The following is a 26,236-nucleotide window of genomic DNA, read 5'->3' on the forward strand; positions in this document are numbered from 1 at the left end:
GAGCGGCGTGCTCTCCAATAACAAGGGGATTAACCGCCAGGGAGGCGGTTTGTCAGCGCAGGCGCTGACCGAGAAGGATCGCGAGGATATCAAGACGGCAGCCGCGCTCGAGGCCGATTACCTGGCGATCTCTTTCCCCCGCTGCGGTGCCGATGTGCAGTTGGCGCGCGACCTGATGCGGGCGGCAGGTGGGTACGCCAGCATCGTCGCCAAGATCGAGCGCGCGGAAGCGATTTCTTCGTTGAATGAAATTATCGATGCTTCGGATGCCATCATGGTCGCCCGCGGCGATTTGGGTGTGGAAGTCGGCGACGCGGCGGTTCCGGGTTTGCAAAAACGGATGATTCGCGAGGCGCGAGCGAGGAACAAGCTGGTGATTACCGCGACGCAAATGATGGAGTCGATGATCGAAAGCCCTATTCCGACGCGCGCGGAGGTGTCCGACGTCGCCAATGCGGTTCTCGACGGCACCGATGCCGTGATGCTGTCGGCGGAAACTGCCGCCGGCAAATATCCGGTGGAATCCATCGCCGCAATGGATCGGGTGTGCCTCGAAGCGGAAAGAGACTACGACAGCCAGGGCCTGAACAGCTATAACCTGAGGCAACGCTCGAGTGAGTATTTTCATCGCGTGGATGAATCCATCGCACTGGCGACGGTATATACCGCCAACCATCTCAACGTGAAAGCGATCGCCTCTCTTACCCAATCCGGTTCCACGGTCAAATGGATGTCGCGTACCAACACCCAGGTGCCAATTTACGCACTGACGCCGGAAAAGGAGACGCGCAGAAAACTAACCCTTTATCGCGGTGTCTACCCGTTCAGATTCGACCAGGAGAGTCTCGACCGCGATGTAATTTTGCAAGCCGCAGAAGATGAGTTGCGCCGGCGCGGTGCGGCGCAGGACGGCGATCTGATTCTGCTGACGATCGGCGAACCGATCGGCCAGGCTGGCGGCACCAACACCATGAAAATCGTGCGGGTAGGCGAGCACAGCAACGGTAAACTTCAGCGCAGCTGAAGACGTCGAATTTTATTAGGAGAAAGTCATGGCACTCGTATCACTCCGACAATTACTGGATCACGCAGCAGAAAACAGCTACGGCCTGCCTGCGTTCAACGTCAACAACATGGAACAGATTCACGCCATCATGCAGGCGGCGGACGAGGTTGGCAGCCCGGTAATCCTGCAAGGTTCCGCCGGTGCGCGCAAGTATGCAGGCGAGGCTTTTCTGCGTCACATGGTGGCCGCTGCGGTGGAAGCGTATCCGCACATCCCGGTGGTCATGCATCAGGATCACGGGGCCTCGCCCGCCGTATGCATCCAGGCAATCCGTTCCGGCTTCTCCAGCGTGATGATGGACGGCTCGCTGCAAGAAGACATGAAAACCCCGGCCAGTTATGAATACAACGTCGAGGTTACCCGCAAGGTGGTCGACATGGCGCATGCCGTAGGCGTCTCCGTGGAAGGAGAGCTGGGCTGCCTGGGATCGCTGGAATCCGGCATGGCGGGGGAAGAAGACGGCCACGGCGCCGAGGGCAAGCTGGATCACTCGCAAATGCTGACCGACCCGGAAGAAGCCGCCGATTTCGTCAGGAAAACCGGCGTGGATGCGCTGGCAATCGCGATCGGCACTTCGCATGGCGCCTACAAGTTCAGCCGTCCGCCCACCGGCGAAATCCTCGCGATCAATCGGATCAAGGCAATCCACGCGCGCATCCCGAATACGCATCTGGTCATGCACGGCTCTTCTTCGGTGCCGCAGGAATGGCTCAAGATCATCAACGAATTCGGTGGCGGCATCGGCGAGACCTACGGTGTGCCGGTCGAGGAAATCGTCGAGGGCATCAAGCACGGCGTGCGCAAGGTCAACATCGATACCGATTTGCGCCTGGCATCTACCGGCGCGATACGGCGGTTTCTGGCTCAGCCGGAAAACCGCAAGGAATTCGACCCACGCAAGTTTCTGCTGGCCTCTACGGCTGCAATGAAGGATATCTGCAAGGCGCGTTTCGAGGCTTTCGGCTCGGCCGGTCAGGCCAGCAAGATCAAGGCATTGTCTTGCGACAGGATGGCCGAGAGATACAAGAAGGGCGAATTGGCGGCGGTAGTTAAGTAGGAGTTTTGTATCCAGTCTGAAAAAGGCGGCCAAGGCCGTCTTTTTCATGATGTTAAGTCTGTGCAAAAAAGAAAAGCCCGCCGAAGCGGGCTTCATTACATAACTAATTCCGATCAGAAGGTCATGCAGACAGTATAGTTGTTGGCATCGATGATGCCAGATGTCAGGGTAGCAGCTACACCAGTAGTGGCGGTCGGTGTTGCTCGTACGGAACCAGTGGAGGTTTCGCCGTCGTCCAACGTAGTGTCAAGCTGTTTTGCAAATTTGCCAAGGATCCCGTCAGAACAGACTACAAAAGAACCCGGCATGCCAGTTATTTTGGTAAACCCGGATACGCTCTGTATGCCAATCGTGCCGCCATCAGCATTCTTTGGCTGATAGGTATTACCGGCCGCGCAACTTACAGTGGTTGATCCGGGAGCCAATCCTGCAAGCCGGACATGTTGCCAGAAAACACATGACTCATCGGTATCGGTAGCGGTATTCCACGCCCCTTCAATTACGCCATTACCTTGGGTCTCGCTTGCTGTGCTGGCTTTTATGCCACCGACATGAGCTACAGCGTTAGCATCGTCACCCGGTAACGCCTTGTATTTGTCCTGATATCCATAAATAAATACCTGAACATTCTTAAAGTCGGAGGCCATATTTTTAACCTTGGCGCTATTGATCAATTCCTGCCCCTTCAACACGCCCCCCAACAGCAAGCCGATAATCACCAGCACAATGGCCAGCTCGATCAGCGTAAAACCTGTTTGTTTTTTCATTATGCTATCCTTTTCAGCAGTATGTGATGACATCGCCCAAAATGCAGATCGATGGATACATTTAATGCAAGCAAGGCTGATGCCACATTAAGTTAATCTTTTATTGCATTGATTAAATTGTTTTTTTTATAAATAATCATGCGCGGCCAGTATGGCGCTGACCATTTTTCGACATTATTGACAATATCTCGACAACCTTATGCCGCTGAATCGGTTTAATCCCGGCTTGCTATCGATCCCCCAGTACTGGGGAATGGGAACGATGTTGCTGGCATTGCATGCGGTATTGATCAACGGGCCCGCCTGGAGTTGGGCGGATGCATTGTTGATGGTGCATTACGGCTTGTTTCTGCTGTGGCAGCCTATCTGGCGCGGCGAGCAGCGCCTGGATTTCCTGCCGGCATTGCTGTTCGTGGCCGGCGGGGCGGTATTGCTGGGCCTGCTCAGCTGGTGGTTGCTGGCGTTCTGGCTGGCGGTGCTGATCGGCGTGTTGGGGGGGCGGTTGTTTTCTTCGCGCGCCAGGCGCGAGCGGATTGCCAATATGGTAGCCGTTGGCTACCTGCTGACCATGCTGCTGGCATGGGTGGAGCCCCATCTGCTGAAGTTGACGGGGACGCTGTCCTCTGCGCAATGGTTGGTGCAATACGCCTTGCCGGCAATTCCCGTCGGGCTGCTGTTTGTGCGGGACGAACGGGACCGGAGCCCGACGGTAACGCTGGATTTCTTTTATAGCCTGCTGCTTTTTCTGCTGGTAGTAATACTCGTGCTGGGAAGCTTCATTATTGAAACCGTCATCCGGGAAGACTATGTACTGGTTTTAATGCGCGCCATGTTTGCCATAGCCGGGGTGCTGGTTGCCCTGAGTTGGTTGTGGAACCCGCGTGCCGGCTTTACCGGCCTGGGTGCGCTGCTGTCGCGCTATTTGCTGAGCGTGGGCATGCCGTTTGAGAAATGGCTGCAACGTATCGCGCTGCTGGCTGAAACCAGTTCTTCTGCCACGCATTTCCTGCATGCGTCCGCGGAGGAGGTGGCATCGCTGCCCTGGGTGAGCGGCGGCACCTGGCAAACGGACACGTCAGGCGGCAAGTTCGGCGAGACATCGCCGCATGAGGCGACATTTTCTTACCACGGCCTGCGGTTAACGCTATATACCCGCAATACTTTGAGCCCTGCCCTGACGCTGCATATCAAGCTGCTGGCCCAATTGCTGGGCGAGTTTCACGAGGCCAAGCTGCGCGAAGAGCAACTGCGCAGTTCGGCTTACCTGCAGGCGGTGTATGAGACCGGTGCGCGCATGACGCATGACATCAAGAATCTGCTGCAATCGCTGACCACCTTATGTTCCGCTGCAGAGCATACCGAAGATGGCGACCAGGCGCGATTGGTGGCGCTGATGCGGCGGCAATTGCCGCAGCTCACCCAGCGGCTGCAAATCACCATGGATAAATTGCAAACGCCGCAATCCGGTCCAGCCAGCACCATGAATGCCATTACGTGGTGGAATCGCCTGCGACAGCGCTACAGGGATGCAGGCGTGGAGTTTTCGTCGGAGAAGATAATGCCGGGTACAGTATTGCCGGCGGAGCTGTTCGATAGCGTTGCCGACAATGTGCTGCAGAATGCGTTGGAAAAACGCAAGTCGCAGCCGGATCTGAATATTTTGGTGATATTGCATGCTGGAAACGCGCCCGGCTTGAGTATCGAAGACGACGGTGTCGCTATCCCTGCCGCAACTGCCCAGACCTTGTTCAAATCGCCGCTGCCTTCAGCTTCTGGGTTGGGCATCGGGCTTTATCAGGCAGCCAGACACGCCCAGCAGCAAGATTACCAATTGGTTCTGGGGTCCAATCGGCCGGGGGCGGTGAAATTCGAACTTAATCCGCGTTGAGTTAACGGGCGAGGCTGGGCATTTTTCCGCACGGCAAGGTGCCAGCCCAGTCCACGATGCGGGTGAAGGCATCGTCCGCGGCCCCGGCCAGGGCGGCCACCCCGCCGCGGGCATCGGCGGTCGCGGCAGCCCGTTCCGCGCTTGCCAGCAGAGTATGGGTATTCGCCTGCCGGCCGCTACCCTCAATGATTCTGGCGTGCAATCGCACAATGCCGCGGCTGCTGTCAGGCGAGTCGAATATCTGATCGAAAGTTTCCACCGTGATATGCAAGGCACACTGCGCGGAATTGTTCTGCAGCGTGCGCTGTTGGAAATGCCGCGCCAGCAGCTTGGCTGGCGGAGCTATCCAGCGGCTTTCCGTATAAAAAAAGACGCGCGCCGGATTCTGGTACGCCAGCCGATAGCGCATGTCGCTGCCGGCTAGCTCGGCTGCCGCTTCAACATTGGCCAGCCGCAACGGGGAAGTTGTCGGCAGCGCTGCGGATGAGTCGATGCCAAAATCGTAAAGCGCTGCCTGCGGGCCGGCTTTCGGTAGACTGCCGCAGCCGGCCAGAAGCAATAACGTAAGGGTGACTGCTCGCTTCATGGTCGGAATCCTTTTTCTCCCGGTCCCGGCAGCGGCTGCGGCTTGCCGAAAATCATGCTTTGCGGGTTTTGCTCCAACGTTTCCATCAGCCGGTTCAGGCTTTCCGCATCCTGATGCAATTGCTGTGTAAGCTCATGGGCCTGCGGCAGCGTTTCGTTATTGATGGTGTCGCCGAGTTCGGCGCTGGCTTGCTCGATATGCCGGCCAATGCGCTCGAATTCGTCCAGCGACTGCCTGAATTTGATCAATGCGGGCCGGGCCGCGTCCGAGGTTTCCTGCATGCTGGCCGACGCTTTGCGGATCGCTTCAAGAGTATCGGAGAGCTCGCGGGGATGAATCCCGTCCAGCAGGCGTCCGGCCTTATCGGCGGTGATATGCGAGGATCGCAGCAACGGCGCCAGCTCGCGGCTGGAACGTTCCATATTGCTGATGAGGCGTTCGATTTTCTGCGTATTGTTGTCATCCAGCAAACGATTGAAGGTTTTTAGCAGGCGCTCGGTGGTGTCCAGCAAGTGCGCGGTTCTACCAAGGATTTCCTTGCCGGAGTTGATCAGCTGGCTCATGTCGGATTCGCGCAATGGGATTCTGCCGGTGCCTAACGGAGTTTTATCCAATCCGGAGTCGTCGAGTTCGATATAGGAGAGCCCTGTCAGTCCCTGTGAAACAAGTTTGGCAAAACTGCTGCGCGTCAGCCGCATGCGGCTGTCGATGGCGACACGGATCACGATGGCATTGGCGCCGGCTGGGTCTAGCGCAATTTCCCGTACGCTTCCGACATCCACTCCGCGATAACGTACTGCCGCTTGCGGATTCAGGCCGATAACCGGGTAAGCGGAGACGATTTCGTACTCGGTCTCGGCCTTATGCGAGCCGCCAAGCCACCAGAAAGCGACCACCAAGGCCGCGCATAGCAACAAGGCGAACAGGCCGGCAATAAAAGCGTAGGCTCGGTTTTCCATAGGTCCCTAGTTTATTCCAAACGCTGCAGGCGTTGTTTGACCCCTTGAAAGAAATTGGCTACGAAAGGGTGATCTACCTTGCCCAGTTCGACCAGCGGGCAACAGGCCACGATATGCTGGTCCGCCAGCACCGCCACCCGGTCTGCAAGCGCGGCCAGCGTATCAAGATCATGCGTAACAAAAATAACGGTAAGCCCCAACTGGCGCCGCAGGTTTTTGATCAGCAGCACGAATTTCTCGCTGCGGTCGGGGTCCAGACCCGCGGTGGGTTCATCCAGCACCAGCAGTTCCGGTTCCAGCGCCAGTGCACGGGCCAGTCCCACGCGCTTGATCATGCCGCCGGAGAGCTGCGCCGGCAGCAGCCATGCATGCTTGGGCTCCAGTTCTACCAGCGACAGCTTGTGCATGACCAAAAGGTGTATGGTGTCCTCGTCGAACTGGCGTAATTCGCGCAACGGAAAAGCGATATTTTCGAAAACACTCAATGCGGAGAACAGCGCGCCTTGCTGAAACAGCATGCCAAAGCGGTTGCGCGCATGGCGCTGGCCTTCGCGGTCGAGCTGGGACAGGACGGTGCCAAACAGCCGAACTTCGCCGCGAGTGGGTACGGTCAAGCCAACAATATGACGCAGCAGCGTGGTCTTGCCGCTGCCGGAACCGCCGACCAGGGCCATCACTTCCCCATGGCGCACTTCCAGCTCGAGGCCGCGGTGAATGATGGTCGGGCCATACTCGGTCCAAAGATCATGGACTTCGCATATCGGGATATCGGCCTTCACAACCCAACCCCGCGGGTGAGAATGGCAAAAATCGCATCCACCAGGATGACGGCGGTAATGGCGACCACGACTGAAGTAGTGGTGCTGGAGGATAGACTTTCGGTATTGGGCTTCACACGCAGGCCGAAATGGCAGGCGACCAGGGTCACCAGCAGGCCGAACATCAGCGCCTTGAGCATGGACAGCGAAAGATTCACGGGTTTGACCACCCGCGGCAGATGGTCGAGGAAGAACTCGAAGCCTATGCCCAGTTGCAGGTTTGCAGCCAGCATGCCGCCCATCAGCGCCCAGCATGAAGTCCAGAATACCAGCAGGGGTGCGACCAGCGTCAGGCCGACCACCTTGGGCAGAATGAGGCGAAGGATGCGTGAAATGCCCATGGTGGCGAGCGCGTCGATTTCTTCGGTCACGCGCATCACGCCGATCTGTGCGGTCATTGCCGAACCCGAGCGCCCGGCCACCAGCACGGCCATCAGGATGGGTCCCAGTTCGCGGATGATCGCCAGTCCGAGGATGTTGACGATGAAGATATCCGCGCCGAATTTCCTTAGCTGCAACGCCATCAGGTAGCTCATTGCGATGCCTATCATGAAGCCTACCAGGCCGGTCACCGGCAGCGCCAGAACCCCGCCTTTATAGACATTGGCGGAGATCTCCTTCCAGGGAATTTCATGCGGATGGCGCAGCAAGTGCAGCAATTCAAGCGCCAGGGAGCCCAGTAAGCCGATGAAGTCGACCACATGGGAAACGAATGCCAGATCGATATCCCACAAGTGCTGGAAGAATGTTTTTATCCTGCCTTGCCCCGCGCCAATGGTATGGCGCCTGGGCAGCGCCATCAGCATCGCAAACTGTGCCGCCTGCTCCGGCAGCAGTTGCATGCGGCGGTCGATGCGATGGCCCCACCCTGCCAGCAGCATGGCCGCACCGGCGCTGTCAAGCTGTTCGACTTCCGTGAGATCCCAATGCAGGAAAGGATCGGCAAAAAAAGACCGCAACTGTTCGCGCAGATCGGCGAAGTTGTTTTCCACCTGCCGCAGTGACCAGCAGCCGGCAAGCATGACTCGCCGCCCTCCGCCCGGCTGGTCATCGACGCGGAAAGTCGCGTCTGCCATGGGGTATCCTCTTAATTTTTCTGCATTTTAGCCTGTGCCTGGGCGCTAGGCTATAATTTGGCGGTTTTCATTACACAGGTTTGCGCCATGAAAAGCTATCGCAAGGAACTCTGGTATAACGCGCCGACGCGAGTCGCCTTCACCAATATTACCCCACAGATTCGCGAATGCCTCGCCGAGAGCGGCGTGCGCGAAGGCTTGGTGCTGGTCAACGCCATGCACATCACCGCCAGCGTGTTCATCAACGACGATGAGTCCGGCCTGCATCACGATTATGCGCAATGGCTGGAACGGCTTGCGCCGCATGAGCCGGTGAGCTCGTATCGTCACAACGATACTGGCGAGGATAATGCCGATGCCCATATGAAGCGCCAGGTGATGGGGCGCGAAGTCGTGGTCGCGGTTACCGAAGGCCGGCTGGATTTCGGCCCGTGGGAGCAGATTTTTTACGGCGAATTCGACGGCCGCCGCAAGAAGCGAGTGCTGGTTAAGATTATCGGCGATTAAACTCAGCCAGGGCCGGAGCGGTGTCTGGTCAGCCGTTCCACCCCGTGCATTGCCAGAGAGTACACCGCAGGCACTACCACCAGCGTCAGCAACGTTGAGGTGATCATGCCACCGATCACCGCGACCGATAGCGGCCCATTGGTTTCAGCGCCAGCTCCCAGACCCAGCGCCGCCGGGAACAGGGCGAGAATAATGGTGGCGGAGGTCATCAGTACCGGTCTTAAGCGGATAGGGCAGGCTTCCGTCAGCGCGGTATCGATACCTGCCCCTTGTGCGCGGTACTGATTGGTAAGGTCCACCAGCAGGATGGAATTCTTCGCCACCAGGCCGATCAGCAGCACCAGTCCGATCATCGAATAAATGTTCAGCGAGTGCCCCAGTAGCCACAGCGCCAGCACGCCGCCTATGATCGCCAGCGGCTGCGCCAGCATGATGATGAGGGGCTGCAGAAAGGAATTGAACTGGCTGGCGAGCACCATATAAAGCAGGGCCAGCGCCAGCACGAACACGAAGATCATGTTCTGCACCGTTTTGCCGAATTCTTCCGCCTGGCCGACGAATTTGATTCCGTAACCCGGCGGCAGCAGTTGCGTCGCAGTCTGTTTGACCTTATTGACCGAATCGCCCAGTGGAATGGTGGGCGTGGCATAGAAATTGGCGGCATACTGCATGTCGAAGCGGCCGATCACTGCCGCGCCCAGCGTCGGTTTGAAGCTTGCCACCGAATCCAGGCGCACCAGGCCGCCATCCTGGCTGCGCAGGTAGATTTTGGATAAGTCGGCAGGCTGGCCGAATTCGCCGCCCTTGGCCTTAAGGCGAATATCGTAGCGTTCCCCGTCGCCTGGTTCGTCATTATATTTGGCAACATCGATGCCGCCGGTCAGCATGTTCAACGCCAGCGCCACATCGCGCGCCGACAGGCCGAAACTGGCGGCGCGGATGCGATCGGCGGTCATGACCAGTTCCGGCAAATCCAGTTGCATGTCGAGGTCGACCTTGCCCATGCCGGGAATGTCGCCGAGCTTTTCCTGCATGGTTTTGGCCAGCCTGCCGACCTGGCCGAGGTTGGGGCCGGACAGGTTGAACTGCAACGGGTCGCCGCGCTGGCCGCCGACAATGGGGACCGGGGCCGGGAAAGCGCGCACGCCCGGAATCTGCCCCAACTCCACGCGCAGCGTCTTGAGCAAGTCCTGCTGGCGCACGTTGCGTTCGCGGCGGTCTTTCAGCCGCACGAAAGCAAACCCCTGGTTGACCTGTCCCGCCTGTCCGATGCCGATGCCGGTGAAGTAGGTGGCGATTTCCGCATGGTCGCCCAGCACTTTCTCGATTTCAGCCAAACGGCTATTGGTGTAGTCGACGCTGGCGCCCAAAGGCGTCTTCAGGTAGACGATGAAGCGGCCTTCGTCTTCCTCGGGGACGAATTCCTTTTTCACCTGCTGGAAGAACCAGCTGCTGGAGGCGACCACGAGCAGCGTCAGCAGCACGACTTTCCAGCGGTGCTCCAGCGCGAGACCCAGCAGCCGGCGGTAAAAATGATCCAGACCGGCGAAAAATGCATCCAGTGCGTAATAGGCGCGTCCGTGCTGCTGCTCGACTTTCAAATAGCGCGAACACAACATAGGCGTCAGCGTCAGCGAAACGAATAGCGATACCAGTACGCCAAAGGTCACCACGACCGCAAACGACTTGAAGAACTGGCCGATGATGCCGCTCATGAAAATCACCGGAGCGAAGATGGACACCAATGAAAGTGTCGCCGCCAGCACTGCGAATACCACTTCCTTGCTGCCGTTCAGAGCGGATGTGACGGGATCGGGGTCGATTTTTTCGCGGTGGCGGAAGATGTTTTCGAGCACGACAATGGCATCGTCGACGACGACGCCGATCAATAGCAGCAACGCGAGCAGCGTCAAGGTGTTGAAGGTGAAACCGGCGAAATACATCACCGCCACCGCGCCCAGCAGGGACACCGGAATCGCCACGGCGATGATGAGTGTGGAGCGCAGGGAGCGCAGAAACAACAGCACGATGAAAGCTGCCAGCAGCGTGCCGGCGATCAAGTGCTCCTTGAGCGCATTGATGATTTCCTGGATATAAAGTGCATCGTTGGAGGCGATTTCTATGCTCATGCCCGGCGGCAGTTGCGGCCGGATCTCGATGTCCAGCCTGCGTTGTACCTCATCGATGATGGCGACGGTGTTGGCGTTGGCAATTTTCACCAGCCCCAGGCCCACGGTGGGCTTGCCGTTGAAATGGGCGAGTTGCCGGTAGTCGGACAGCCCATCTTCGATTTCTGCAACTTCCTTGAGGCGAATCGGTGCGCCGTCGCGATAAGCGACGATCATCGTACCCAGGTCGTCTAATTTGTGAAACTCCATGTCCAGCTTGAGCAAGTACTCGCTTTTCTGGCCGACCAGGAAGCCGCCCGGCAGCTGCACATGCTCGCGGCCGAACGCATTGAGCAAGTCCTGCGGAGTCACTCCCAGCGCAGCCATGCGGCCCGGCAGCAGGTTGACGCGTATGGTACGGTCGCGGCGGCCGCCGAGGCGGACTTCGCCCACGCCATTGATGGTTTCCAGGCGCTTTTTAAGCACATTGAGAGCATACTGGTTCAGTTGCTGTTGGGTGCGGTCGCCGCGCAAGGCCAGCCACATGATGGGTTGGGCGTTGGTTTCCACCTTGGCCACGACAGGCGGGTCGACGTCATCCGGCAAGCGGCGCAGTATCTGGTTAACCTTGGATTGCACCTCATTGAAGGCCACGTCGATTTTCTTGTCCAGGCTGAACGTGATCGCGACCACCGAGATGCCGGGGCTGGAAGTCGACTGAATATGTTCTATGCCCGGCACGCTGTTGACCGAAGTCTCGATGACATTGGTAATGCTGGCATCGATAATGTCCGGATTGGCGCCCTTTTCGGCGGTGGTGACGGAAATAACCGGAAATTCGATATAAGGAAAACGATCCACGCCTATGCGTTGATAACTGATGACGCCGAGCAGTACCAGTACGCCGGACAGCATGAACGCCAGCACATGGCGGTTAATCGATAATTCCGGCAGCGTCATTGGGCGGCTGCCTGCGTCTTGACCGCAGCCTTGTCGGTAAGAAAGGCTGCGCCGTCAACCGCCACGGTTTCTCCGGCCGCCAATCCTTCGACAATTTCCACCATGCCTTCCTGCCGTAGCCCGGTTTTGACGATGCGTTGCAATGCCGTCCGGTCCTTGATGAGGTATACCACTTCCCCCGCCGGGCGCAGTACCACGCTGGCTTCGGGCACTACCACCGCCTGCGCGTGTTCGCCCAGTACGACGACACCGTTGACGCTGGCTCCTGCTTGCCATCCGGCCTGATCGACCACATCCGCGATGACATCCGCGGCGCGGTTGGAGTTGCCGATCAGCGGCTTGATTTCCCGGATTGTGGTGGTGAATGTCTTGTCCGGCGCGGTCGGCGTACTCAATCTGACGGTCTGGCCGGGATGCAGCTTGGCGCTTATGCTTTCCGGAAAAGGCAGATGCGCGCGCAGCCGCTGGGTGCCTATCAATTGAAATAAAGAATCGCCCACTTTGACGAAGTTCCCAGGCGAGGCAATCTGTTTTTCCACTTGGCCGTCGATCGGGGAGACCACACGCGTTTTGGCGTTGTTATGTTCAATTGCCGCGAGCTGCGCTCTTGCTCCTTCGAGTTGTTGACGCAAGGCGTCCTGCTGCGATGAAGCATCGTCCAATGCATTGCGTGAAATGAAATTTTTCTGCACCAACCGCTGGTTGCGGTCGACAATCTTTTCCTGATTGCTCAGCAACGCTTGAATCCGGCCAATTTCCGCTTGCGCCTCGCGCTTCTGCAAGCTGTAATCCGTAGCGTCCAGCACGGCAATCAGCTGTCCTTTTTTCACCACTTGGCCAGCATGCGCCAATACCTGTACCACGCGTCCCGCCACCTCGGCGCCTACATTGGGATCTATCAGCCCTTCCATCGTGCCTACGGTTTGTTCGGAAATCTCCAGGTGCCGGCCTTGCGCCTGGGCAACGGTAATGATGGTGGCCGGTGGCGCTATCTGCGCTGCGCTATCGTCTTTTTTAGAGCATGCAATCAACGACATTGACATCGCCAGCACTATAGCAATACTTTTCATTCCTTGTTTTCCCGGCGCAGGATGCCGTGCAGCATCAGTTGCAGCATCTTGGCGCTGTAGAGGTGCGGGTCGTCGGCGAAATCGACGTCGGGGAAATGACGTAGCACATCTCGTGCTTCAAAAAAATACACATTGGCTGCGATCAGCATGACGGCCACCATCGCCGGGTCGATATCCCCGCGCAATTCCTGACGGGATTGTCCTTGGCGGATGATTTCCACCAGCTTGGCGAAATTGCGACCGAGCACCTGTTCTGCCAGATCTTTCCCGCGGTCAGGGCCATTAGCCAGCAAATCGCGCAGCACCAGCCGGGCGAGATGGCTGTGGTTCAGGATGGAGTCGAGGTGCCCCGCGGCATAATGCGCGAGCCGTTCCACAAAGTTGCCTTCGCTGCTTTCCAGGGTGTCGAGACGAGTGCAGGATTCCTTGCTGGCGGAGCTGAGCACGGCCAGGTACAGCGCATTCTTGGTGCTGAAATGATGAAAAATATTGGCCTTGCTGACACCGGCGCGGGCGGCGATGGCATTCATCGGCACGGCGTCGAATCCCTGCTCGGCGAACAAGGTTTCGGCTGCGGCCAAGATGCGTTCTACGCTGCTGGGATCGGAGTTGGTGCTGGCGGTTTTTGCAGTTTGCACGGCAAATATTCGAATGGGAATGTTGCCGAATATTGCCATTGACTGACCGGATGGTCAATCGGCGGAAGCGTAAAAGCGCGTGTTGACTGCGAAGCGTACCGGATCTGGCCCGGAAGCGAAATCCCGGGCCAGGAGTGCTTATTAATTATCCAACCAGTTTCTTGAGCCAGCCGAACAGGCCGCCGCCATTGCCGCTTGCGGAGCCTCCGGCGGCAGCATCCACTAGTTCGCGAATTTCGCGAGCGGATACTTCCGGTGCTTTAGAGCCAGTGATTGCGCCACCGACCACCACGATATCGGGACCGGATTTCACTACTTGTTGAACCGTGGATTGCTTGATGCCGCCAGCGACGGATACCTTGACGTTCAAGCCCAAGGCAACCAAAGCGGCCAGGTCGGCGAACGGGGTCTGGCCGGCCAGCTGCTGGTCGATGCCGGTGTGGATGCCGATGATATGAGCGCCCAGCTTGGCTGCTTCGGTAGCACGCGCGGCCTTGTCTTCAACATTGATCAGGTCGACTTGAGCCTGTTTGCCATAGGCATTGGCCACATCGACGACGCCTTTGATGGTGCCCAGGTCGGCGGTGCCGAGCACGGTGCAGATGTCGGCGCCGGCCTTGTAGAACGGTTCGGCTTCGTAATAGCCGGCGTCCATGGTCTTCAAGTCGGCCATGATCAGTTTGTCCGGATGTTGTGCCCTGACGGCTTTGACCAGGGCAAGACCATTGTGCTTGAGATTTGGCGTACCGATTTCAATGATGTCCACATAAGGTGCTGCCTGGCGGGCAAGAGCCAGGGTCTGATCGAAATCCAAACAATCTAATGCAACTTGAACTAATGGTTTTGCCATGGTACATCCTCCGAATGGTTAAGGTTGGTTACAGGCTTATTGATATATTATTTCGGGCGCCTGGGCAGCGGTTAAAAAGTTATATTTCATCCCCGCTTCCAATGCGCTTTTGTGCCCCTGCTACCATTGTAGTCACTTCGCGAAACACGTCAACCTCTGCTATTTTTAATGCTGAAGGCAGCAAAAACAGCGATATTTTCCTCAAGGCGGCAATCGATCAATTCTTTTCCAGTCGAAGTATGGCCCTGGATCTGTCTTGCGGCCGCGAGCAATATCCGAATGTCCGGCGATGCCGCTGATGGGGTAAGCTTGGCGGAGGGCCGAAATCAAGTCATTCAGGACGGAATACTGGATATTTTCAAAGGTAGTGTCATCGCTGCCTTCGAGTTCGATGCCGACAGAAAAGTCATTGCAGCGTTCGCGTCCTTGCCACTGCGACACGCCGGCATGCCATGCACGCTTATCGCAAGAGGCGAACTGGATCAGTTCGCCGTTGCGCCGTATGAAAAAATGGGCGCAGACCCGCCTTTGGTAAATCTCGCGGTAATAAGGATGCTCTTCCGGGTCGAGTCGGTTGGTAAATAATTCGATCACACCTTCTCCACCAAATTGGCCGGGCGGCAGGCTGATGTTGTGGATGACAATCAGGCTGAGCGGCGTGTGCGGCGGGCGGTCGTCGCAATTGGGTGAAGCGATATGGCGGGCCTGGGGCGCCATTCCGTGTTCATCGATGCTGATGGTGGTCATGCGTCAGCGCGGGTTATCCATTAAAATCCGGATTCAGTATAAACCATGGTGCTTTTATGATCTTTCTGGAACTGCTGTTGATGCTACTGGTGATTCTGGTGGCCGCGGAAGTCTTCACCAATGCGCTGGAGCATCTGGGCGAAAAGCTCAAGATTTCAGACGGCGTGACCGGCTCGCTGTTCGCGGCTATCGGAACCGCCTTGCCGGAAACGCTGGTGCCGATCCTGGCGTTGATGGCGGGTACCTCCAACGTTCAAACCAATGAGGAGATCGGCGTCGGAGCCATTCTTGGCGCGCCCTTGATGCTGTCCACGCTCTCCATTTCCCTGCTGGCCTTCGCGGTGTTATCCCGGCGCGGCACAAAAGGCGAATTTACCCCGGAAAGAACCGGCTTCATCCGCGACCTCAACTTTTTTATCGCGGCTTTCGCATTCTCTACGCTGGCCTTGTTTATACCGCATACGCTGCTGGCGATGCGCGCTGCGCTCGGTTTTACGCTGGTTCTGATCTATTTTATCTACATCATGCTGACCCTGCGTGCTTCCAGCGCATTGGTCGAGGACGGGCACGGCACCGAAGCGGACGCCCCGATGCTGTTATGCCGCGCCGGCCTGCCCAATAATATTATCGTGATCATCGCACAGCTTGTCGTCGGGCTCGCCCTGCTGGTGGCGGGGGCCAGGGGCTTCATTCATGGCGTGGAGCAGGCCGCGCATTTGCTCGGGATATCCGCGCTGCTGCTGTCCCTGCTGATCATTCCCATCGCGACCGAGTTGCCGGAAAAGGTCAACAGCATTCTCTGGATCCGCAAGCAGAAAGATACCCTGGCCTTCGGCAATATCACTGGTGCCATGGTTTTCCAGGGCACCCTGTTGCCGGCTATCGGCATCATGCTGACGCCTTGGGAGCCGCGGCGAGAAGTACTGGCGGGCGTGGTCATCACGCTGTTGGGGGCGATATGGCTGCGATGGATGGCCTCGAAAGGCAACCTCAAGGTGTGGCATGTGTGGATTAACGGCGCCATGTATGTGACTTATCTTGGCGTTGCGCTGGCTTGATGTTGCTCGAACGGCGGCGGTTCAGTCCCCTTTGCCCAGCCCCAGTTTGGCTAGGCGGTAGCGTAGCGCGCGGAAGCTGACGCCTAGCAATTTGGCTGCCGCCGTCCTGTTGTGGCCGGTTTTTTGCAATGCGTCCAGGATGACCTGTTTTTCCAGGTTTTCCAGGTATTCCGGCAAGGGTAGCTCGCCCGGCACCATTGCCCCCCCTGATTTGGATGGCGAGCTGCCGTCCAGGCATAAGTCTTCCACAGTAATGGCTTGGCCATCGCATAATGCCAGCGCGCGTTCCAGCACATTCTCCAGTTCGCGCACGTTGCCCGGAAACGGATGCCGCATCAAGGCCGCCTCTGCCGTTTTATCCAGCACCGGCAGAGGAATGCCGAGCAGCCCGGCCTGCTTCTCCAGCATCCTGGAGGCCAGCGTCGGGATATCCTGCGGCATCTCGCGCAATGCCGGCATTTTCAGTTCGATCACGTTGAGCCGGTAATAGAGATCCTGGCGGAAATGGCCGTTCTCCAGCATTTGCGTCAGGTTGCGATGAGTCGCACTGATAATGCGTACATCTACCGGATCCTCCTGCGTGCTGCCGATCTTGCGCACCTTTTTTTCCTGAATGGCGCGCAGCAGCTTGACCTGCATCGGCAAAGGCAGATCGGCGACTTCGTCGAGGAATAGAGTACCGCCGCCCGCTGCCTGAAAAAAACCTTCGCGATCTTGCTGGGCGCCGGTAAAGGCGCCTTTGCGATAGCCGAAAAACTCGCTTTCAATCAGATTTTCCGGGAGCGCCCCGCAATTGACGGGCACAAAAGGGCCTTCACGGCGGGGGCCGCTGCTGTGGATCAGGCGCGCGGCCAGTTCTTTGCCGGTGCCGGATTCGCCGCAGATATGCACCGGTGCCTGGCTGCGTGCCAGTTTCTCGATCATCGCGCGTGCCTGGCGTATGGGCGGCGACTCACCCAATAGAGCCTGTTGTTCGGCTTCGGCAGTTTCCGGGACGGTGAGCCGCAACGCGGATTCTATCAATGGGCGCAGTTGCTTGAGCGATATCGGTTTGGACAGATAATCGAATGCGCCGGCCTTGAGCGCGGCAACGGCGTTTTCGGCGCTGCCATAAGCAGTAATCACTGCCACCGGCAAGCCCGGGTGATGCTGGCCGATATGGCGCACCAGATCCAGCCCATCGCCGTCTGGAAGGCGCATGTCGGTCAAGCAAAGGTTATAAGACCGGTTTTTCAACAGCGTTCTGGCCTCGGTAACGCAGCTGGCGCTATCGGCGGTAATGCCCATGCGCTCGAGCGTCAATATCAGCAATTCGCGGATATCGGCCTCGTCGTCTACGATCAGGCAGGTTGCCTGCATCATCATATTTCTCTCCTGGCGTGTATGCGAAATACGGCTCCCCTGGAGGAGGCGATATATTCTATCCAGGCACCGTTGGCTTCGCATAACTCGCGGGCAATATATAGCCCAAGGCCGGTACCGCTGGGTTCGGTGGTAAAAAAAGGTTCGAACAGGTGCGCGAGCGACTCGCTGCTTACGCCCGGGCCGTCATCTGCAACATCGAGTTGTATGCGAGTGCCGTTCGACCCGAGCATAAGCCGCAAACTGCCCGCGGATTTGCCGGAATGACGCCAGGCATTGCGGCAAAGATTCCACAATATCTGTTGCAGATGGCTCGGATCGAACAGGAAATCCGGCAAGCCGGACATCGAGCTCAGCGCAAAGGAGTCTTCCGGGATGCCTTCCATCTGACAGAACTGGGCATGAAACTCCGGCAGAAACGAGGCGGCTTTGATCAGCCTGGGTCTGGCCCTGTCGCGGCGATTGAGTTGCAGGACATCCTGCACCATGCCGTCCAGGCGTTGCACATTGGCGCCGACGATATTCAGCAGGCGCAACTGGGTGGCGTCTGCGCTGGTGTCTTCCGACAATAGCTGGGCGGCATGGCTGATGGCGCTCAAGGGATTGCGAATTTCATGTGCGATGTTGGCGGTCAACCTGCCGAGCGCGGCCAATTTCAGTTGTTGCGCCTGCGATTGCAGTTGGCTCATGTCGCCAATAAACACTACCGCCCCTTGTTCGCGCCCCGCTCCCACTTGCGCAAAGCGCAGCTGCAGGTCCCGGCCGGCAATAGCGAGCTTGTGATTGTTCTCGCTGTCGAGCTTGCCGGACATCCAGTCCCGCAACAGTGCCGATAGCGCCGGTGCGCAGTCGTCGAGCAAGGTATTTTCCCGGACGGAACCTGGCATCGCGAGCAAGGCCCGCGCTTGATCGTTCAATTGGCGCAGATGCAACTGCTGGTCGACGACCAGCACGCCGTCCGGCATATCGCGGATGATCAGCTGATTCACTTCGGCCAGGTTTGCCAGGTCCACGCCGCGCTGCGAAGCCAGCGCCTCGCTTTCCTCCGTCCGGCGGGCGAGGCTGTGGGCCAGCAGCGCCGTGGCGAAGAAGCTCAGGCTCAGCATTACCGCATGCGTGTAATCCGGAGACTTGTCGATTTCGGTCAGCAACTCCCATGATTGCTCGAGCAAAATGGCGATGGAGGCGACGGCGGCATAAAACAAGGCCAACCGCCCCTGGCTGACGAGGCTGGCGGCGGCGATCGCGATCACCAGCAGCAGCCCGAAGCCGCTTCTTACGCCGCCGCTGGCATACATCAGCGTCGTAATGAACAGAATGTCGCCGACCACCTGCAGCGTGAGCTGGCGGTTGAAGCGCGGCCAGCGTATTTTGACGGCGATGGTGGAAGCGGCCCCGGCCAGCAGATAAACGGCTGCGGTCGAGCCAAACAGGCTGACGTTATATTCAGCCCACGAAGGACGCGCAGACATGACGGCCCATGTCGTCAGCAATAATCCGGCAACGGCAAGTCGGTAAAGATTGAGAAAGAGCAGGGATCGCCAGTAGCCGTCCGGTCGCGTGCCAGGGGTGGGGGTCATTCTTGCTTGCGTTGCAGGAAATGGGCTTCGCAACAATAGTGCAATCGATTGCTCAGGATGGCTTCGCTTTCCGGCAGATGAACTCCGCATATGTCGCAACGCACCATATTTGCAGATTTTTCGGCCGGCGGCGCACGGTGGGTCGAAGTCCGGCGGTGTTTCAGAATGCCGATAATCAGCCATGCCGCCAATACCAGGAGTAAGAGTTTCAGCATGCGCTGATTGTACCTAAAACGTATCCAAAAATCGCTGACCTGCTGTTATGATTGGGCCGATATGGCAACTCCCAAGGAACTGTCGGATTTTCTCGCGCAAGCAGAGCGGCGTGCCTACAAGCAGGCCGCCTATGCGGTTCGGGATAATCATGCGGCGCTGGACATTGTGCAGGATGCGATGATGCGACTGGCGGAAAAATACGGGGCGCAGCCGGCCAATGAATTGCCGATGCTGTTCCAGCGCATCTTGCAGAATGCGATCCGCGATTATTTTCGGCGGCAGAAAGTACGCAATCTGTGGACGACGCTGCTGTCGTCGTTCTCCGGCGGTAATGATGGAGAGGATGAGCACGACCCGCTGGAAACGCTCGCGGGTGATGCCGGCGACAGCAACGATCCGGAAGTCCAAGTCGGGCGTTCACAAACGCTAACCATTATCGAGCACGCGTTGCAAAAGCTGCCGGCGCGTCAACGGGAAGCCTTTCTGCTGCGTTACTGGCATGATATGAATGTCGCTGAAACGGCGGCGGCAATGGGCTGCTCCGAGGGGAGCGTAAAAACCCATTGTTCGCGCGCCGTGCATGCACTTGCCTCAACCTTGCGGACGGAGGGAGTGGAATTATGATAAACGAAACGGAATTTGCCCAAAAAATCGTAAGCGTGCTCGAGAGCGGCACGCAATCCATCGATGCCGCAACTGCGGCGCACCTTGCCGCGGCACGTCAGCAGGCGGTTGCGGCTATGGCTCAACCTGTCCATGCCGCGACATTGCGGCCGATCCTGGCAGGATGGCATCATGTTGTGGAATTTTCCCATCTGGGAGGCTACCGGTTCTGGCTACCGGTACTGTTGCTGCTCGTGGCGCTGGCTGCGGCCGTAAGCTCGACATTAACGACCAACGGCCACGAGCCCATCGATACCGATGCGCTGTTGCTGGCATCCGAATTGCCACCCGAAGCATATGCCGATAAGGAGTTTGTTGCATGGTTAGAACATTCGTCGCAGCTGTGATTCTGCTTTGTGCGGCTATATTCGCGCACGCCGAGAGCGAGCCCAAATGGACGCAGCTAAGCGATGAGCAGCGCCAGGTACTGGCGCCCCTCAGCACGGAGTGGGATGCCTTGCGGCCGTGGCAGCGTGAAAAAATGCTGGACATCGCCCGCGATTACCCAAGAATGTCCAAGGATCAGCAACAGCGGGTACAAAAGCGGCTGACGGACTGGAGCCGCATGACCCCTTACGAACGCGAAGGGGCGCGCAAGCAATATCAGCAGTTCCGAGCATTGCCGCCGGACAAGCAGGAAGAGTTGCGCCGCAAATGGCGTGAGTATCACGATCTTTCCGACGCGGAACGGCAAAAGTTGCGCAATTCTCCGCCTACGCCGGCACCTGAAGACGATCTCGGCAACTGATCCGTTGAGGTTTCCCAGTATCCTGCGGCGAATTGCGGCCGGCGCCTATGACGGGCTGCTGCTGCTCGCCGTCCTTTTCGTCGCTGCCTTCATTTTTATTTTTCTGTTTGGCAGCGCGGTAGATGCGCCGCGCCGTTATGCATTCCAGGGTTATCTGTTGGCCGTTATGGCCGCGTATTTTGTCTGGTTCTGGACGCATGGAGGCCAGACGCTCGCGATGCGGACCTGGCGTATTCGTCTGTTGACTGCCGGGGGTGCAGAAGTCGGCATTAAGGTCGCGTCAATGCGCTTCCTGCTGGCCTTTACGGGACTGGCTTTATTCGGTGCCGGCTGGTGGTGGGCATTGTTCGATCGCGAGCAGTGCTTTTTGCATGATCGCCTGGCCGGCACGCGCCTGGTGCTGGTCTAGCGCTTCTCCATCCATACCAGCATTGCCATCCCTCCCATCAGAAACAGCAAGGTGGGCAGCGTGGCGCTCACGATCGGCGCCCAGTCGTTCAATAAGCCGAGGTGCACGAACAGACGATTGAATACCTGGTAACTGATGCCTATCATGATGCCGGCGAATATTTTCGCCCCTATGCCACCGGTGCGTTGTTGCAGAAAGCCGAATGGCAGCGCAAGTATCACCATCACCAGGCAGGCGATCGGATAGACCAGTTTTGACCATAGGGCGATTTGCTGGCGCGTGGTTTTTTGATGGTTGTCGCTCAGGTGCTTGATGTAGAAATACAGATTCCACGCGGCCATTTTTTCCGGCACTACCAGCAGTACGTTCAGCAATTCGGGTTTTATGACCGATTGCCAGTAAGCCTGATCGTAATGTGCGATCCGGATTTTCTTTTCCGCAAAACTGGTTTGCGTGACGTCGCGCAGATTCCAGCGCTCCTTTTCGTAAAATCCGCTTTTGGCATTGTTGACGACGCGCAAGCGAAAATCGGGGTCGAACTCGTAAATGTGGATGTCGTGCAAACTGGCGTCCGGCAATACTTCTTCGATATTGACGAAGCTGGTTCCGTCCTTGACCCACAAGCCGGAGCGGAATTCCTGTGCCACCACGTCGTTCTTGGCCTGCAGACGCATTTTCTGCGCGGTTTTTTCGGTAATCGGCGTTACCAGTTCGCCGATCAGGAACGTGAGGACGGCAAATATGGCGCCGATACGCAGCAGCGCCAGCCCGATGTTGGCTCGGGACACGCCGCTGACGCGCATTACGACCAGCTCGGAATGCCGCGCAAACTGTGCCAGTGAATACAATGCGCCGAGCAGTACCGCGACCGGCGTTACTTCATAAATATGGCCGGGGGCGGACAGCAGCACGAAAAACAGCACCATGCCCAGATGGTAATTGCCATGCCCCAGGCTATCGAGTTCCTGGATCAAGTCGAAGAAAGAGAACATCGCCAGCAGCCCAAGCGTAACCAGCAAGGTGCTGCTGAGAATTTCCTGCGCCAAATAACGGTTGATGATTCTCATCGCAACAGCCACCGCGGCAATAGCGGCAATAAAAACAGTCGCCTATAGAACAGGTAGACGAACAGCAGCAATACCGCAATATGGGCGGGCCATAGGCCGACCAGCGGTGTGAGCTTGCCGCGGACTACCCAGGATTGGAGAATCGACAACACGTTGTTGTAAATAATGTAAACCAGCAAGGCCAGAATCAGGTTGGCCGAGCGCCCGGCACGCGGGTCGACAAAGGATAACGGAATCGCGAGCAACACCAGTAAAAAAGCGGAAATCGGCATCGATAGCCGCCATTGCAATTCGGCATTGTTGTCCGGCGTATGCTCCTGGAACAGCTCCGGGCTGGATTTGGATTTTGGCGAAGGCGGTTCCTGTTTGGCTTCCGCCGGCTCAATTCTCAACATATAGCGCTCGAACTCCATGATCCCGTATTCGGGGGTATTGGGCGTGCCCTCATACCTCCGGCCATTGATCAATGTCAAAAACGTGTCGCCATTCTTGTCGGTGTCGTGCGAACCTTCCTTGGCGACAATAATCCCCAGTTTTTGATGCTGTATGGATTGCGCGAAGATATTATTGATTTTATTCTGCAACAAAGAAAAACTTTCCACGAAGTATACGCGCTCGGCATTTTTCGATTCCTTGAATACCCCCGGCACCAATGTCGAAAGCTCGTCCCGGCGTTCCATCTGCTCGCGGAAGTCGTTGCCTTTTTGGGTCGCCCATGGCACGACAAACAGGCTCAACAGGGCGATAATCGCGATCACGGGCAACGCGAAAGTGAGCAATGGCCGGATCAGCGCATAAACGCCCTGGCCCGAGGTGAACCATATCACCATTTCGCTGTCGCGATGCCAGCGTGACAGCGTCATCAGCACTGCAATGAATAAGGTCAGCGCCAGCAGCAGCGGCAGGAAGCGGAGCATGCTGAAACCCAGCAGTGCAGCGATGGCGTCGCTGGCCACGCCGCCGCGCGCGGCGAGCCCTAGATAATAGGTGATTCTTTGCGCCACCATGATTCCGAGCAGTACCAGAAAACTGCTCAATGCGGTAACAAACAGTTCTTGCAGCAGGGAACGTTTAAAAATCATCGGGGTTTTGACGTTGTCGGGAAAAACGGTGGATAATCTGGAAAAATGTCCATGAATCTTACAAAGGCTTATTTACGATGGAATTTAGCATAAAAAACGGTAATCCGGAAAAGCAGCGCAATGCCTGCGTCATTGTCGGCGTATTTGAACATCGCAAATTGTCCGATGCCGCCGCCGCCATTGATCGTGCCGCAGACGGTTATCTGTCCGCGATACTGCGTCGTGGCGACATGGATGGCAAGTTGGGTTCCACGTTGCTGGTGCACAATGTGCCCGGCACGCTTTGCGAGCGCGTACTGTTGGTGGGCTGCGGCAAGGAGCGTGAATTCCAGGAGCGCGCCTACCGGCAGGCGGTGCAGGCTTCGATCCAGGCTCTGGATGGAACCGGGGCCGGCGATGCGGCGAGTTTCCTGGCCGAACTGTCGGTCCGGCGCCGCGATCTGGGCTGGCGTGTCGAGCAGATGGTGGAGGTGACCTCGGGCTCGGTTTATCGTTTCGCGCATCCCGCCTGCAAAAAGCCGGAGGAATATCGCGGACTGTCCCGCCTGGTTATCAATGTGCCGCAGCGCAACGACTTGAAGCGCGTCGACATGGCGCTCAAGCGTGGCCTGGCGATTGCCGGTGGTGCGCGTCTGGCGAAGGACCTGGGCAATCTGCCCGGCAACATATGCACTCCCGCTTATCTTGCCGAGCAGGCGGGCGAACTGGCGCGGAGCTACGGTTTGCAGCTTGAAGTGCTGGAGCGTGCCGACATGGAAAAGCTCGGCATGGGTTCCTTGCTTTCCGTGGCGCGGGGCAGCCGGCAGCCACCCAAGCTCATCGTTTTGCAGTACCGCAAGGGTAAGGCCAGCCAAAAACCGGTGGTGCTGATCGGCAAGGGCATCACTTTCGACGCGGGCGGCATTTCGCTAAAACCGGCCGGCGAAATGGACGAGATGAAGTATGACATGTGCGGCGCCGCGAGCGTGCTGGGCGCCCTGAAAGCGGTCGCCGAGCTCGGCCTGCCGGTCAATCTGGTGGTCGTGATCCCGACTTGCGAAAACTTGCCGGACGGCGATGCCAACAAGCCGGGCGATATCGTCACCAGCATGTCGGGTCAGACCATAGAGGTGCTCAATACCGATGCCGAGGGCCGGCTGATCCTGTGCGATGCGATGACCTATGCCGAACGTTTCGAGCCGGAAACCGTCGTGGATGTCGCCACGCTTACCGGTGCTTGCGTCATCGCGCTGGGCCATCATGCCACGGGGCTGTTCGGCAACGAAGACGGATTGGTGAAGGAGCTGGCCAATGCCGGCGATGAGGCCTTCGACCGCGCCTGGCCGATGCCGCTGTGGGATGAGTATCACGAGCAGCTCAAGACCAATTTTGCCGACGTGGCCAATATCGGCGGCAGGCCGGCAGGCAGCATTACCGCGGCATGTTTTCTGTCCCGGTTTGCCAAGAAGTTCGACTGGGCGCATCTCGATATCGCCGGCACCGCCTGGAGGTCCGGCAAGGACAAGGGCGCGACCGGCCGTCCGGTGCCTTTGCTGACGCATTTTCTGCTGAAGCGTGCCAGTTGCCATTAATGACGCAGATCGATTTCTACTTCAACACCAGCGATAAGTACCGCCTCGCCGCCAGACTGGGCGCAAAGTCGCTGGAGCAATGCACGCGGATGTTCTTGCTGACCTCCGACCCCAGGGCGACCGAGGAGGTGGAAACCCTGTTGTGGACCTGTCAGCAGACCGGCTTTCTGCCGCATTGCCGCAGCCGGCATCCGCTGGCGGCGGAAACGCCGCTGATCGTGGACCACGACAGTTCGGTAATGGTCCACGACGATATTCTGCTCAACCTGTGCGAGTCGCATCCGGCTTTTTTCAGCCGCTTCCGGCGACTGATAGAAGTGGTTGGGCTGGATGAGGAAGACAGGACTGCGGCGCGGCTCAGGTACAAGTTTTATCGTGATCGCGGGTATGAAATCCATCGCCACGACATGACGGGAAAGAGTCTATGACCAATGTTCTGCCGGAGCGCGACGACGATCGCTTCGAGGAGGTGCTGGAAAGGCTGGATGCGCTGGTGCGACGCGGACAACCGGAATCCGATCCGCCGCCCCCGCCTCCGGCCGTATCGGAAGCTTCGATCCCGGTGTTGACCGAAGTATATCGGCCGGAGCTGGAAGAGGCTGTGCCGCATGAGCCGGCATCCGAGGATGCCGCGTTGCCGGAGCTGTCTGCGGAAGAAAAGCTGGAGCAGGCGATGGACGCGGCTCTGCCCGTCATGACGGAGGTGCTGGAAAATGCGCTGGCACAAACAGTGCGGCCGGCGCTGAATAAAGCGCTGGATCAGGCCATTGCGGAGTTGTGTCCGCAGATGGAGGCGTTATTGCGCCAGCGCCTGCAGCAGGCCCTGGCGCAGGAAGATCAGACCGAGATATAGCGCGCAGCGGTGAGCGCAGCCTCGTAATTCGGCTCGTTGGTAATTTCCGACACCAGCTCCGCATACAGGACTTTGTCGTTTTCATCCAGCACGATGACCGCGCGGGCACATAAGCCGGCCAGCGGATAATCGGTAATCATCACGCCGTAATCCTTGTTAAAGTCCCTCCCGCGCATGGTGGAAAGCGTGACGACGTTCTGCAGGTTTTCCACGGCGCAAAACCGCCCCTGCGCGAACGGCAGGTCCGCCGAGATCACGATCAACACCGTATTCGGCAGCAGGCTGGCGATTTCGTTGAACTTGCGGGCGGAGGTGGCGCATACCGGCGTGTCCAGGCTGGGGACGATATTGAGGATCTTGCGTAACCCCGCGAATTGGCTGAGGGATACGTCATTGAGGTCCTTGTCCACCAGCATGAAGCTGCGGGCAATATCTCCGACTTTAGGGAACGTGCCCCCCACATTCAATGGTTCGCCTTTGAGGGTTACGGTAGTCACGGTTTAACCTCCTTTGATTGAACGAAAAGTCGA

The 26,236-nt window shown here is 57.9% G+C and carries 28 protein-coding genes; 12 read left to right on the forward strand and 16 right to left on the reverse strand.

The features are described from left to right. A partial coding sequence (pyk, locus tag VGK14_RS12865) for a pyruvate kinase (RefSeq protein ID WP_331509491.1) occupies nucleotides 1–1,024 on the forward strand: 1,024 nt, incomplete at its 5' end. A 28-nt stretch (nucleotides 1,025–1,052) separates the two neighbouring features. Beyond that, nucleotides 1,053–2,123: a class II fructose-bisphosphate aldolase gene (fba, locus tag VGK14_RS12870; protein WP_331509492.1), complete on the forward strand. Its 1,071-nt coding sequence runs from the start codon at nucleotides 1,053–1,055 to the stop codon at nucleotides 2,121–2,123. 113 nt (nucleotides 2,124–2,236) lie between these two features. Here fba and VGK14_RS12875 read toward each other — a convergent pair whose 3' ends face one another. Further along, a complete protein-coding gene (locus VGK14_RS12875; protein ID WP_331509493.1) occupies nucleotides 2,237–2,890 on the reverse strand; it encodes a prepilin-type N-terminal cleavage/methylation domain-containing protein in 654 nt (217 codons plus the stop codon). Nucleotides 2,891–3,116: 226 nt separating this feature from the next. On the opposite strand from VGK14_RS12875, the gene VGK14_RS12880 reads away from it, so the two are divergent. Further along, nucleotides 3,117–4,778: a sensor histidine kinase gene (locus VGK14_RS12880; RefSeq protein ID WP_331509494.1), complete on the forward strand. Its 1,662-nt coding sequence runs from the start codon at nucleotides 3,117–3,119 to the stop codon at nucleotides 4,776–4,778. A 1-nt stretch (nucleotide 4,779) separates the two neighbouring features. On the opposite strand, the gene VGK14_RS12885 is transcribed toward VGK14_RS12880, so the two are convergent. From VGK14_RS12885 to VGK14_RS12900, 4 genes are read right to left on the reverse strand one after another with little or no spacing between them, the layout of a single operon-like run. Next, nucleotides 4,780–5,364, reverse strand: coding sequence for a hypothetical protein (locus VGK14_RS12885; RefSeq protein WP_331509495.1), 585 nt, complete (start codon nucleotides 5,362–5,364; stop codon nucleotides 4,780–4,782). Further along, nucleotides 5,361–6,323, reverse strand: coding sequence for an MlaD family protein (locus tag VGK14_RS12890; protein WP_331509496.1), 963 nt, complete (start codon nucleotides 6,321–6,323; stop codon nucleotides 5,361–5,363). Before VGK14_RS12890 ends, VGK14_RS12885 begins: the two co-directional genes overlap by 4 nt. Nucleotides 6,324–6,334: 11 nt before the next feature. Then, entirely contained in the window at nucleotides 6,335–7,102 is a 768-nt protein-coding gene (locus VGK14_RS12895) for an ABC transporter ATP-binding protein (protein ID WP_331509497.1), read from the reverse strand. Continuing rightward, nucleotides 7,099–8,217 (reverse strand): ABC transporter permease, encoded by a 1,119-nt coding sequence (locus VGK14_RS12900; protein ID WP_331509498.1) that lies wholly within the window; start codon nucleotides 8,215–8,217, stop codon nucleotides 7,099–7,101. The genes VGK14_RS12895 and VGK14_RS12900 overlap by 4 nt, the downstream gene beginning before the upstream one ends. A gap of 87 nt (nucleotides 8,218–8,304) precedes the next feature. Here VGK14_RS12900 and VGK14_RS12905 point away from each other — a divergent pair, with 87 nt between their 5' ends. Continuing rightward, complete coding sequence (locus tag VGK14_RS12905) at nucleotides 8,305–8,724, forward strand: secondary thiamine-phosphate synthase enzyme YjbQ (protein WP_331509499.1); 420 nt, start codon at nucleotides 8,305–8,307, stop codon at nucleotides 8,722–8,724. A gap of 2 nt (nucleotides 8,725–8,726) precedes the next feature. Here the strand turns inward: VGK14_RS12905 and VGK14_RS12910 are convergent, their stop codons facing one another. The 5 genes from VGK14_RS12910 to ampD form a co-directional block, all read right to left on the reverse strand. Next, the gene (locus VGK14_RS12910; RefSeq protein ID WP_331509500.1) at nucleotides 8,727–11,792 is read right to left on the reverse strand and encodes an efflux RND transporter permease subunit; all 3,066 of its coding nucleotides are present in this window, start codon (nucleotides 11,790–11,792) and stop codon (nucleotides 8,727–8,729) included. Next, nucleotides 11,789–12,862: an efflux RND transporter periplasmic adaptor subunit gene (locus VGK14_RS12915; RefSeq protein WP_331509501.1), complete on the reverse strand. Its 1,074-nt coding sequence runs from the start codon at nucleotides 12,860–12,862 to the stop codon at nucleotides 11,789–11,791. Before VGK14_RS12915 ends, VGK14_RS12910 begins: the two co-directional genes overlap by 4 nt. Next, complete coding sequence (locus VGK14_RS12920; RefSeq protein WP_331509502.1) at nucleotides 12,859–13,500, reverse strand: TetR/AcrR family transcriptional regulator; 642 nt, start codon at nucleotides 13,498–13,500, stop codon at nucleotides 12,859–12,861. Before VGK14_RS12920 ends, VGK14_RS12915 begins: the two co-directional genes overlap by 4 nt. A gap of 145 nt (nucleotides 13,501–13,645) precedes the next feature. Continuing rightward, nucleotides 13,646–14,350, reverse strand: a complete 705-nt coding sequence (gene hxlA, locus VGK14_RS12925) for a 3-hexulose-6-phosphate synthase (protein ID WP_331509503.1) — start codon at nucleotides 14,348–14,350, stop codon at nucleotides 13,646–13,648. 201 nt (nucleotides 14,351–14,551) lie between these two features. Then, nucleotides 14,552–15,097 (reverse strand): 1,6-anhydro-N-acetylmuramyl-L-alanine amidase AmpD, encoded by a 546-nt coding sequence (gene ampD / locus VGK14_RS12930; protein WP_331509504.1) that lies wholly within the window; start codon nucleotides 15,095–15,097, stop codon nucleotides 14,552–14,554. Nucleotides 15,098–15,153: 56 nt separating this feature from the next. Here ampD and VGK14_RS12935 point away from each other — a divergent pair, with 56 nt between their 5' ends. Beyond that, a complete protein-coding gene (locus VGK14_RS12935) occupies nucleotides 15,154–16,155 on the forward strand; it encodes a sodium:calcium antiporter (RefSeq protein ID WP_331509505.1) in 1,002 nt (333 codons plus the stop codon). Nucleotides 16,156–16,176: 21 nt separating this feature from the next. On the opposite strand, the gene VGK14_RS12940 is transcribed toward VGK14_RS12935, so the two are convergent. From VGK14_RS12940 to VGK14_RS12950, 3 genes are read right to left on the reverse strand one after another with little or no spacing between them, the layout of a single operon-like run. Beyond that, nucleotides 16,177–17,520, reverse strand: a complete 1,344-nt coding sequence (locus tag VGK14_RS12940) for a sigma-54 dependent transcriptional regulator (RefSeq protein ID WP_331509506.1) — start codon at nucleotides 17,518–17,520, stop codon at nucleotides 16,177–16,179. Continuing rightward, nucleotides 17,517–19,097: a sensor histidine kinase gene (locus tag VGK14_RS12945; RefSeq protein WP_331509507.1), complete on the reverse strand. Its 1,581-nt coding sequence runs from the start codon at nucleotides 19,095–19,097 to the stop codon at nucleotides 17,517–17,519. The genes VGK14_RS12940 and VGK14_RS12945 overlap by 4 nt, the downstream gene beginning before the upstream one ends. Then, a complete protein-coding gene (locus VGK14_RS12950; RefSeq protein WP_331509508.1) occupies nucleotides 19,094–19,312 on the reverse strand; it encodes a PP0621 family protein in 219 nt (72 codons plus the stop codon). Before VGK14_RS12950 ends, VGK14_RS12945 begins: the two co-directional genes overlap by 4 nt. Nucleotides 19,313–19,373: 61 nt before the next feature. On the opposite strand from VGK14_RS12950, the gene VGK14_RS12955 reads away from it, so the two are divergent. Genes VGK14_RS12955 through VGK14_RS12970 form a run of 4 tightly spaced genes read left to right on the forward strand, consistent with a single transcriptional unit; the run spans nucleotide 19,374 to nucleotide 21,133 of the window. Continuing rightward, complete coding sequence (locus tag VGK14_RS12955; RefSeq protein ID WP_331509509.1) at nucleotides 19,374–19,937, forward strand: RNA polymerase sigma factor; 564 nt, start codon at nucleotides 19,374–19,376, stop codon at nucleotides 19,935–19,937. Continuing rightward, the gene (locus VGK14_RS12960) at nucleotides 19,934–20,323 is read left to right on the forward strand and encodes a DUF3619 family protein (protein WP_331509510.1); all 390 of its coding nucleotides are present in this window, start codon (nucleotides 19,934–19,936) and stop codon (nucleotides 20,321–20,323) included. Before VGK14_RS12955 ends, VGK14_RS12960 begins: the two co-directional genes overlap by 4 nt. After that, nucleotides 20,296–20,724, forward strand: a complete 429-nt coding sequence (locus VGK14_RS12965) for a DUF3106 domain-containing protein (RefSeq protein ID WP_331509511.1) — start codon at nucleotides 20,296–20,298, stop codon at nucleotides 20,722–20,724. Before VGK14_RS12960 ends, VGK14_RS12965 begins: the two co-directional genes overlap by 28 nt. Beyond that, nucleotides 20,636–21,133 carry an RDD family protein gene (locus VGK14_RS12970; RefSeq protein WP_331509512.1) on the forward strand — a complete coding sequence of 166 codons (498 nt, stop codon included), beginning with the start codon at nucleotides 20,636–20,638 and terminating at the stop codon, nucleotides 21,131–21,133. Before VGK14_RS12965 ends, VGK14_RS12970 begins: the two co-directional genes overlap by 89 nt. Here VGK14_RS12970 and lptG read toward each other — a convergent pair. Both lptG and lptF read right to left on the reverse strand, forming a co-directional pair. Then, nucleotides 21,130–22,200: an LPS export ABC transporter permease LptG gene (lptG, locus tag VGK14_RS12975; protein WP_331509513.1), complete on the reverse strand. Its 1,071-nt coding sequence runs from the start codon at nucleotides 22,198–22,200 to the stop codon at nucleotides 21,130–21,132. The two genes, VGK14_RS12970 and lptG, sit on opposite strands and share 4 nt — an antisense overlap. Continuing rightward, nucleotides 22,197–23,282, reverse strand: coding sequence for an LPS export ABC transporter permease LptF (lptF, locus tag VGK14_RS12980; protein WP_331509514.1), 1,086 nt, complete (start codon nucleotides 23,280–23,282; stop codon nucleotides 22,197–22,199). Before lptF ends, lptG begins: the two co-directional genes overlap by 4 nt. 77 nt (nucleotides 23,283–23,359) lie before the next feature. On the opposite strand from lptF, the gene VGK14_RS12985 reads away from it, so the two are divergent. From VGK14_RS12985 to VGK14_RS12995, 3 genes are read left to right on the forward strand one after another with little or no spacing between them, the layout of a single operon-like run. Next, complete coding sequence (locus VGK14_RS12985; RefSeq protein ID WP_331509515.1) at nucleotides 23,360–24,853, forward strand: leucyl aminopeptidase; 1,494 nt, start codon at nucleotides 23,360–23,362, stop codon at nucleotides 24,851–24,853. Beyond that, complete coding sequence (locus VGK14_RS12990; RefSeq protein WP_331509516.1) at nucleotides 24,853–25,281, forward strand: DNA polymerase III subunit chi; 429 nt, start codon at nucleotides 24,853–24,855, stop codon at nucleotides 25,279–25,281. The genes VGK14_RS12985 and VGK14_RS12990 overlap by 1 nt, the downstream gene beginning before the upstream one ends. After that, nucleotides 25,278–25,706, forward strand: a complete 429-nt coding sequence (locus VGK14_RS12995; protein WP_331509517.1) for a hypothetical protein — start codon at nucleotides 25,278–25,280, stop codon at nucleotides 25,704–25,706. Before VGK14_RS12990 ends, VGK14_RS12995 begins: the two co-directional genes overlap by 4 nt. On the opposite strand, the gene tpx is transcribed toward VGK14_RS12995, so the two are convergent. Further along, nucleotides 25,691–26,203: a thiol peroxidase gene (gene tpx / locus VGK14_RS13000; RefSeq protein WP_331509518.1), complete on the reverse strand. Its 513-nt coding sequence runs from the start codon at nucleotides 26,201–26,203 to the stop codon at nucleotides 25,691–25,693. The genes VGK14_RS12995 and tpx overlap by 16 nt on opposite strands. Nucleotides 26,204–26,236 lie beyond the last annotated feature (33 nt).

The organism is Novimethylophilus sp. (assembly GCF_036504375.1).
GTDB lineage: Bacteria > Pseudomonadota > Gammaproteobacteria > Burkholderiales > Methylophilaceae > Novimethylophilus.

Excerpts from the sequence above, each read along its gene's own strand:
- VGK14_RS12885 (WP_331509495.1), bottom strand. The coding sequence starts at position 5,364 with ATGAAGCGAGCAGTCACCCTTACGTTATTGCTTCTGGCCGGCTGCGGC.
- VGK14_RS12960 (WP_331509510.1), top strand. The coding sequence starts at position 19,934 with ATGATAAACGAAACGGAATTTGCCCAAAAAATCGTAAGCGTGCTCGAG.
- VGK14_RS12875 (WP_331509493.1), bottom strand. The coding sequence starts at position 2,890 with ATGAAAAAACAAACAGGTTTTACGCTGATCGAGCTGGCCATTGTGCTG.
- ampD (WP_331509504.1), bottom strand. The coding sequence starts at position 15,097 with ATGACCACCATCAGCATCGATGAACACGGAATGGCGCCCCAGGCCCGC.
- VGK14_RS12955 (WP_331509509.1), top strand. The coding sequence starts at position 19,374 with ATGGCAACTCCCAAGGAACTGTCGGATTTTCTCGCGCAAGCAGAGCGG.
- lptG (WP_331509513.1), bottom strand. The coding sequence starts at position 22,200 with ATGAGAATCATCAACCGTTATTTGGCGCAGGAAATTCTCAGCAGCACC.
- VGK14_RS12900 (WP_331509498.1), bottom strand. The coding sequence starts at position 8,217 with ATGGCAGACGCGACTTTCCGCGTCGATGACCAGCCGGGCGGAGGGCGG.
- VGK14_RS12995 (WP_331509517.1), top strand. The coding sequence starts at position 25,278 with ATGACCAATGTTCTGCCGGAGCGCGACGACGATCGCTTCGAGGAGGTG.
- VGK14_RS12945 (WP_331509507.1), bottom strand. The coding sequence starts at position 19,097 with ATGACCCCCACCCCTGGCACGCGACCGGACGGCTACTGGCGATCCCTG.
- VGK14_RS12950 (WP_331509508.1), bottom strand. The coding sequence starts at position 19,312 with ATGCTGAAACTCTTACTCCTGGTATTGGCGGCATGGCTGATTATCGGC.
- VGK14_RS12910 (WP_331509500.1), bottom strand. The coding sequence starts at position 11,792 with ATGACGCTGCCGGAATTATCGATTAACCGCCATGTGCTGGCGTTCATG.
- fba (WP_331509492.1), top strand. The coding sequence starts at position 1,053 with ATGGCACTCGTATCACTCCGACAATTACTGGATCACGCAGCAGAAAAC.
- VGK14_RS12890 (WP_331509496.1), bottom strand. The coding sequence starts at position 6,323 with ATGGAAAACCGAGCCTACGCTTTTATTGCCGGCCTGTTCGCCTTGTTG.
- VGK14_RS12985 (WP_331509515.1), top strand. The coding sequence starts at position 23,360 with ATGGAATTTAGCATAAAAAACGGTAATCCGGAAAAGCAGCGCAATGCC.
- lptF (WP_331509514.1), bottom strand. The coding sequence starts at position 23,282 with ATGATTTTTAAACGTTCCCTGCTGCAAGAACTGTTTGTTACCGCATTG.
- VGK14_RS12935 (WP_331509505.1), top strand. The coding sequence starts at position 15,154 with ATGATCTTTCTGGAACTGCTGTTGATGCTACTGGTGATTCTGGTGGCC.
- hxlA (WP_331509503.1), bottom strand. The coding sequence starts at position 14,350 with ATGGCAAAACCATTAGTTCAAGTTGCATTAGATTGTTTGGATTTCGAT.
- VGK14_RS12905 (WP_331509499.1), top strand. The coding sequence starts at position 8,305 with ATGAAAAGCTATCGCAAGGAACTCTGGTATAACGCGCCGACGCGAGTC.
- VGK14_RS12940 (WP_331509506.1), bottom strand. The coding sequence starts at position 17,520 with ATGATGATGCAGGCAACCTGCCTGATCGTAGACGACGAGGCCGATATC.
- VGK14_RS12915 (WP_331509501.1), bottom strand. The coding sequence starts at position 12,862 with ATGAAAAGTATTGCTATAGTGCTGGCGATGTCAATGTCGTTGATTGCA.
- VGK14_RS12965 (WP_331509511.1), top strand. The coding sequence starts at position 20,296 with ATGGTTAGAACATTCGTCGCAGCTGTGATTCTGCTTTGTGCGGCTATA.
- VGK14_RS12990 (WP_331509516.1), top strand. The coding sequence starts at position 24,853 with ATGACGCAGATCGATTTCTACTTCAACACCAGCGATAAGTACCGCCTC.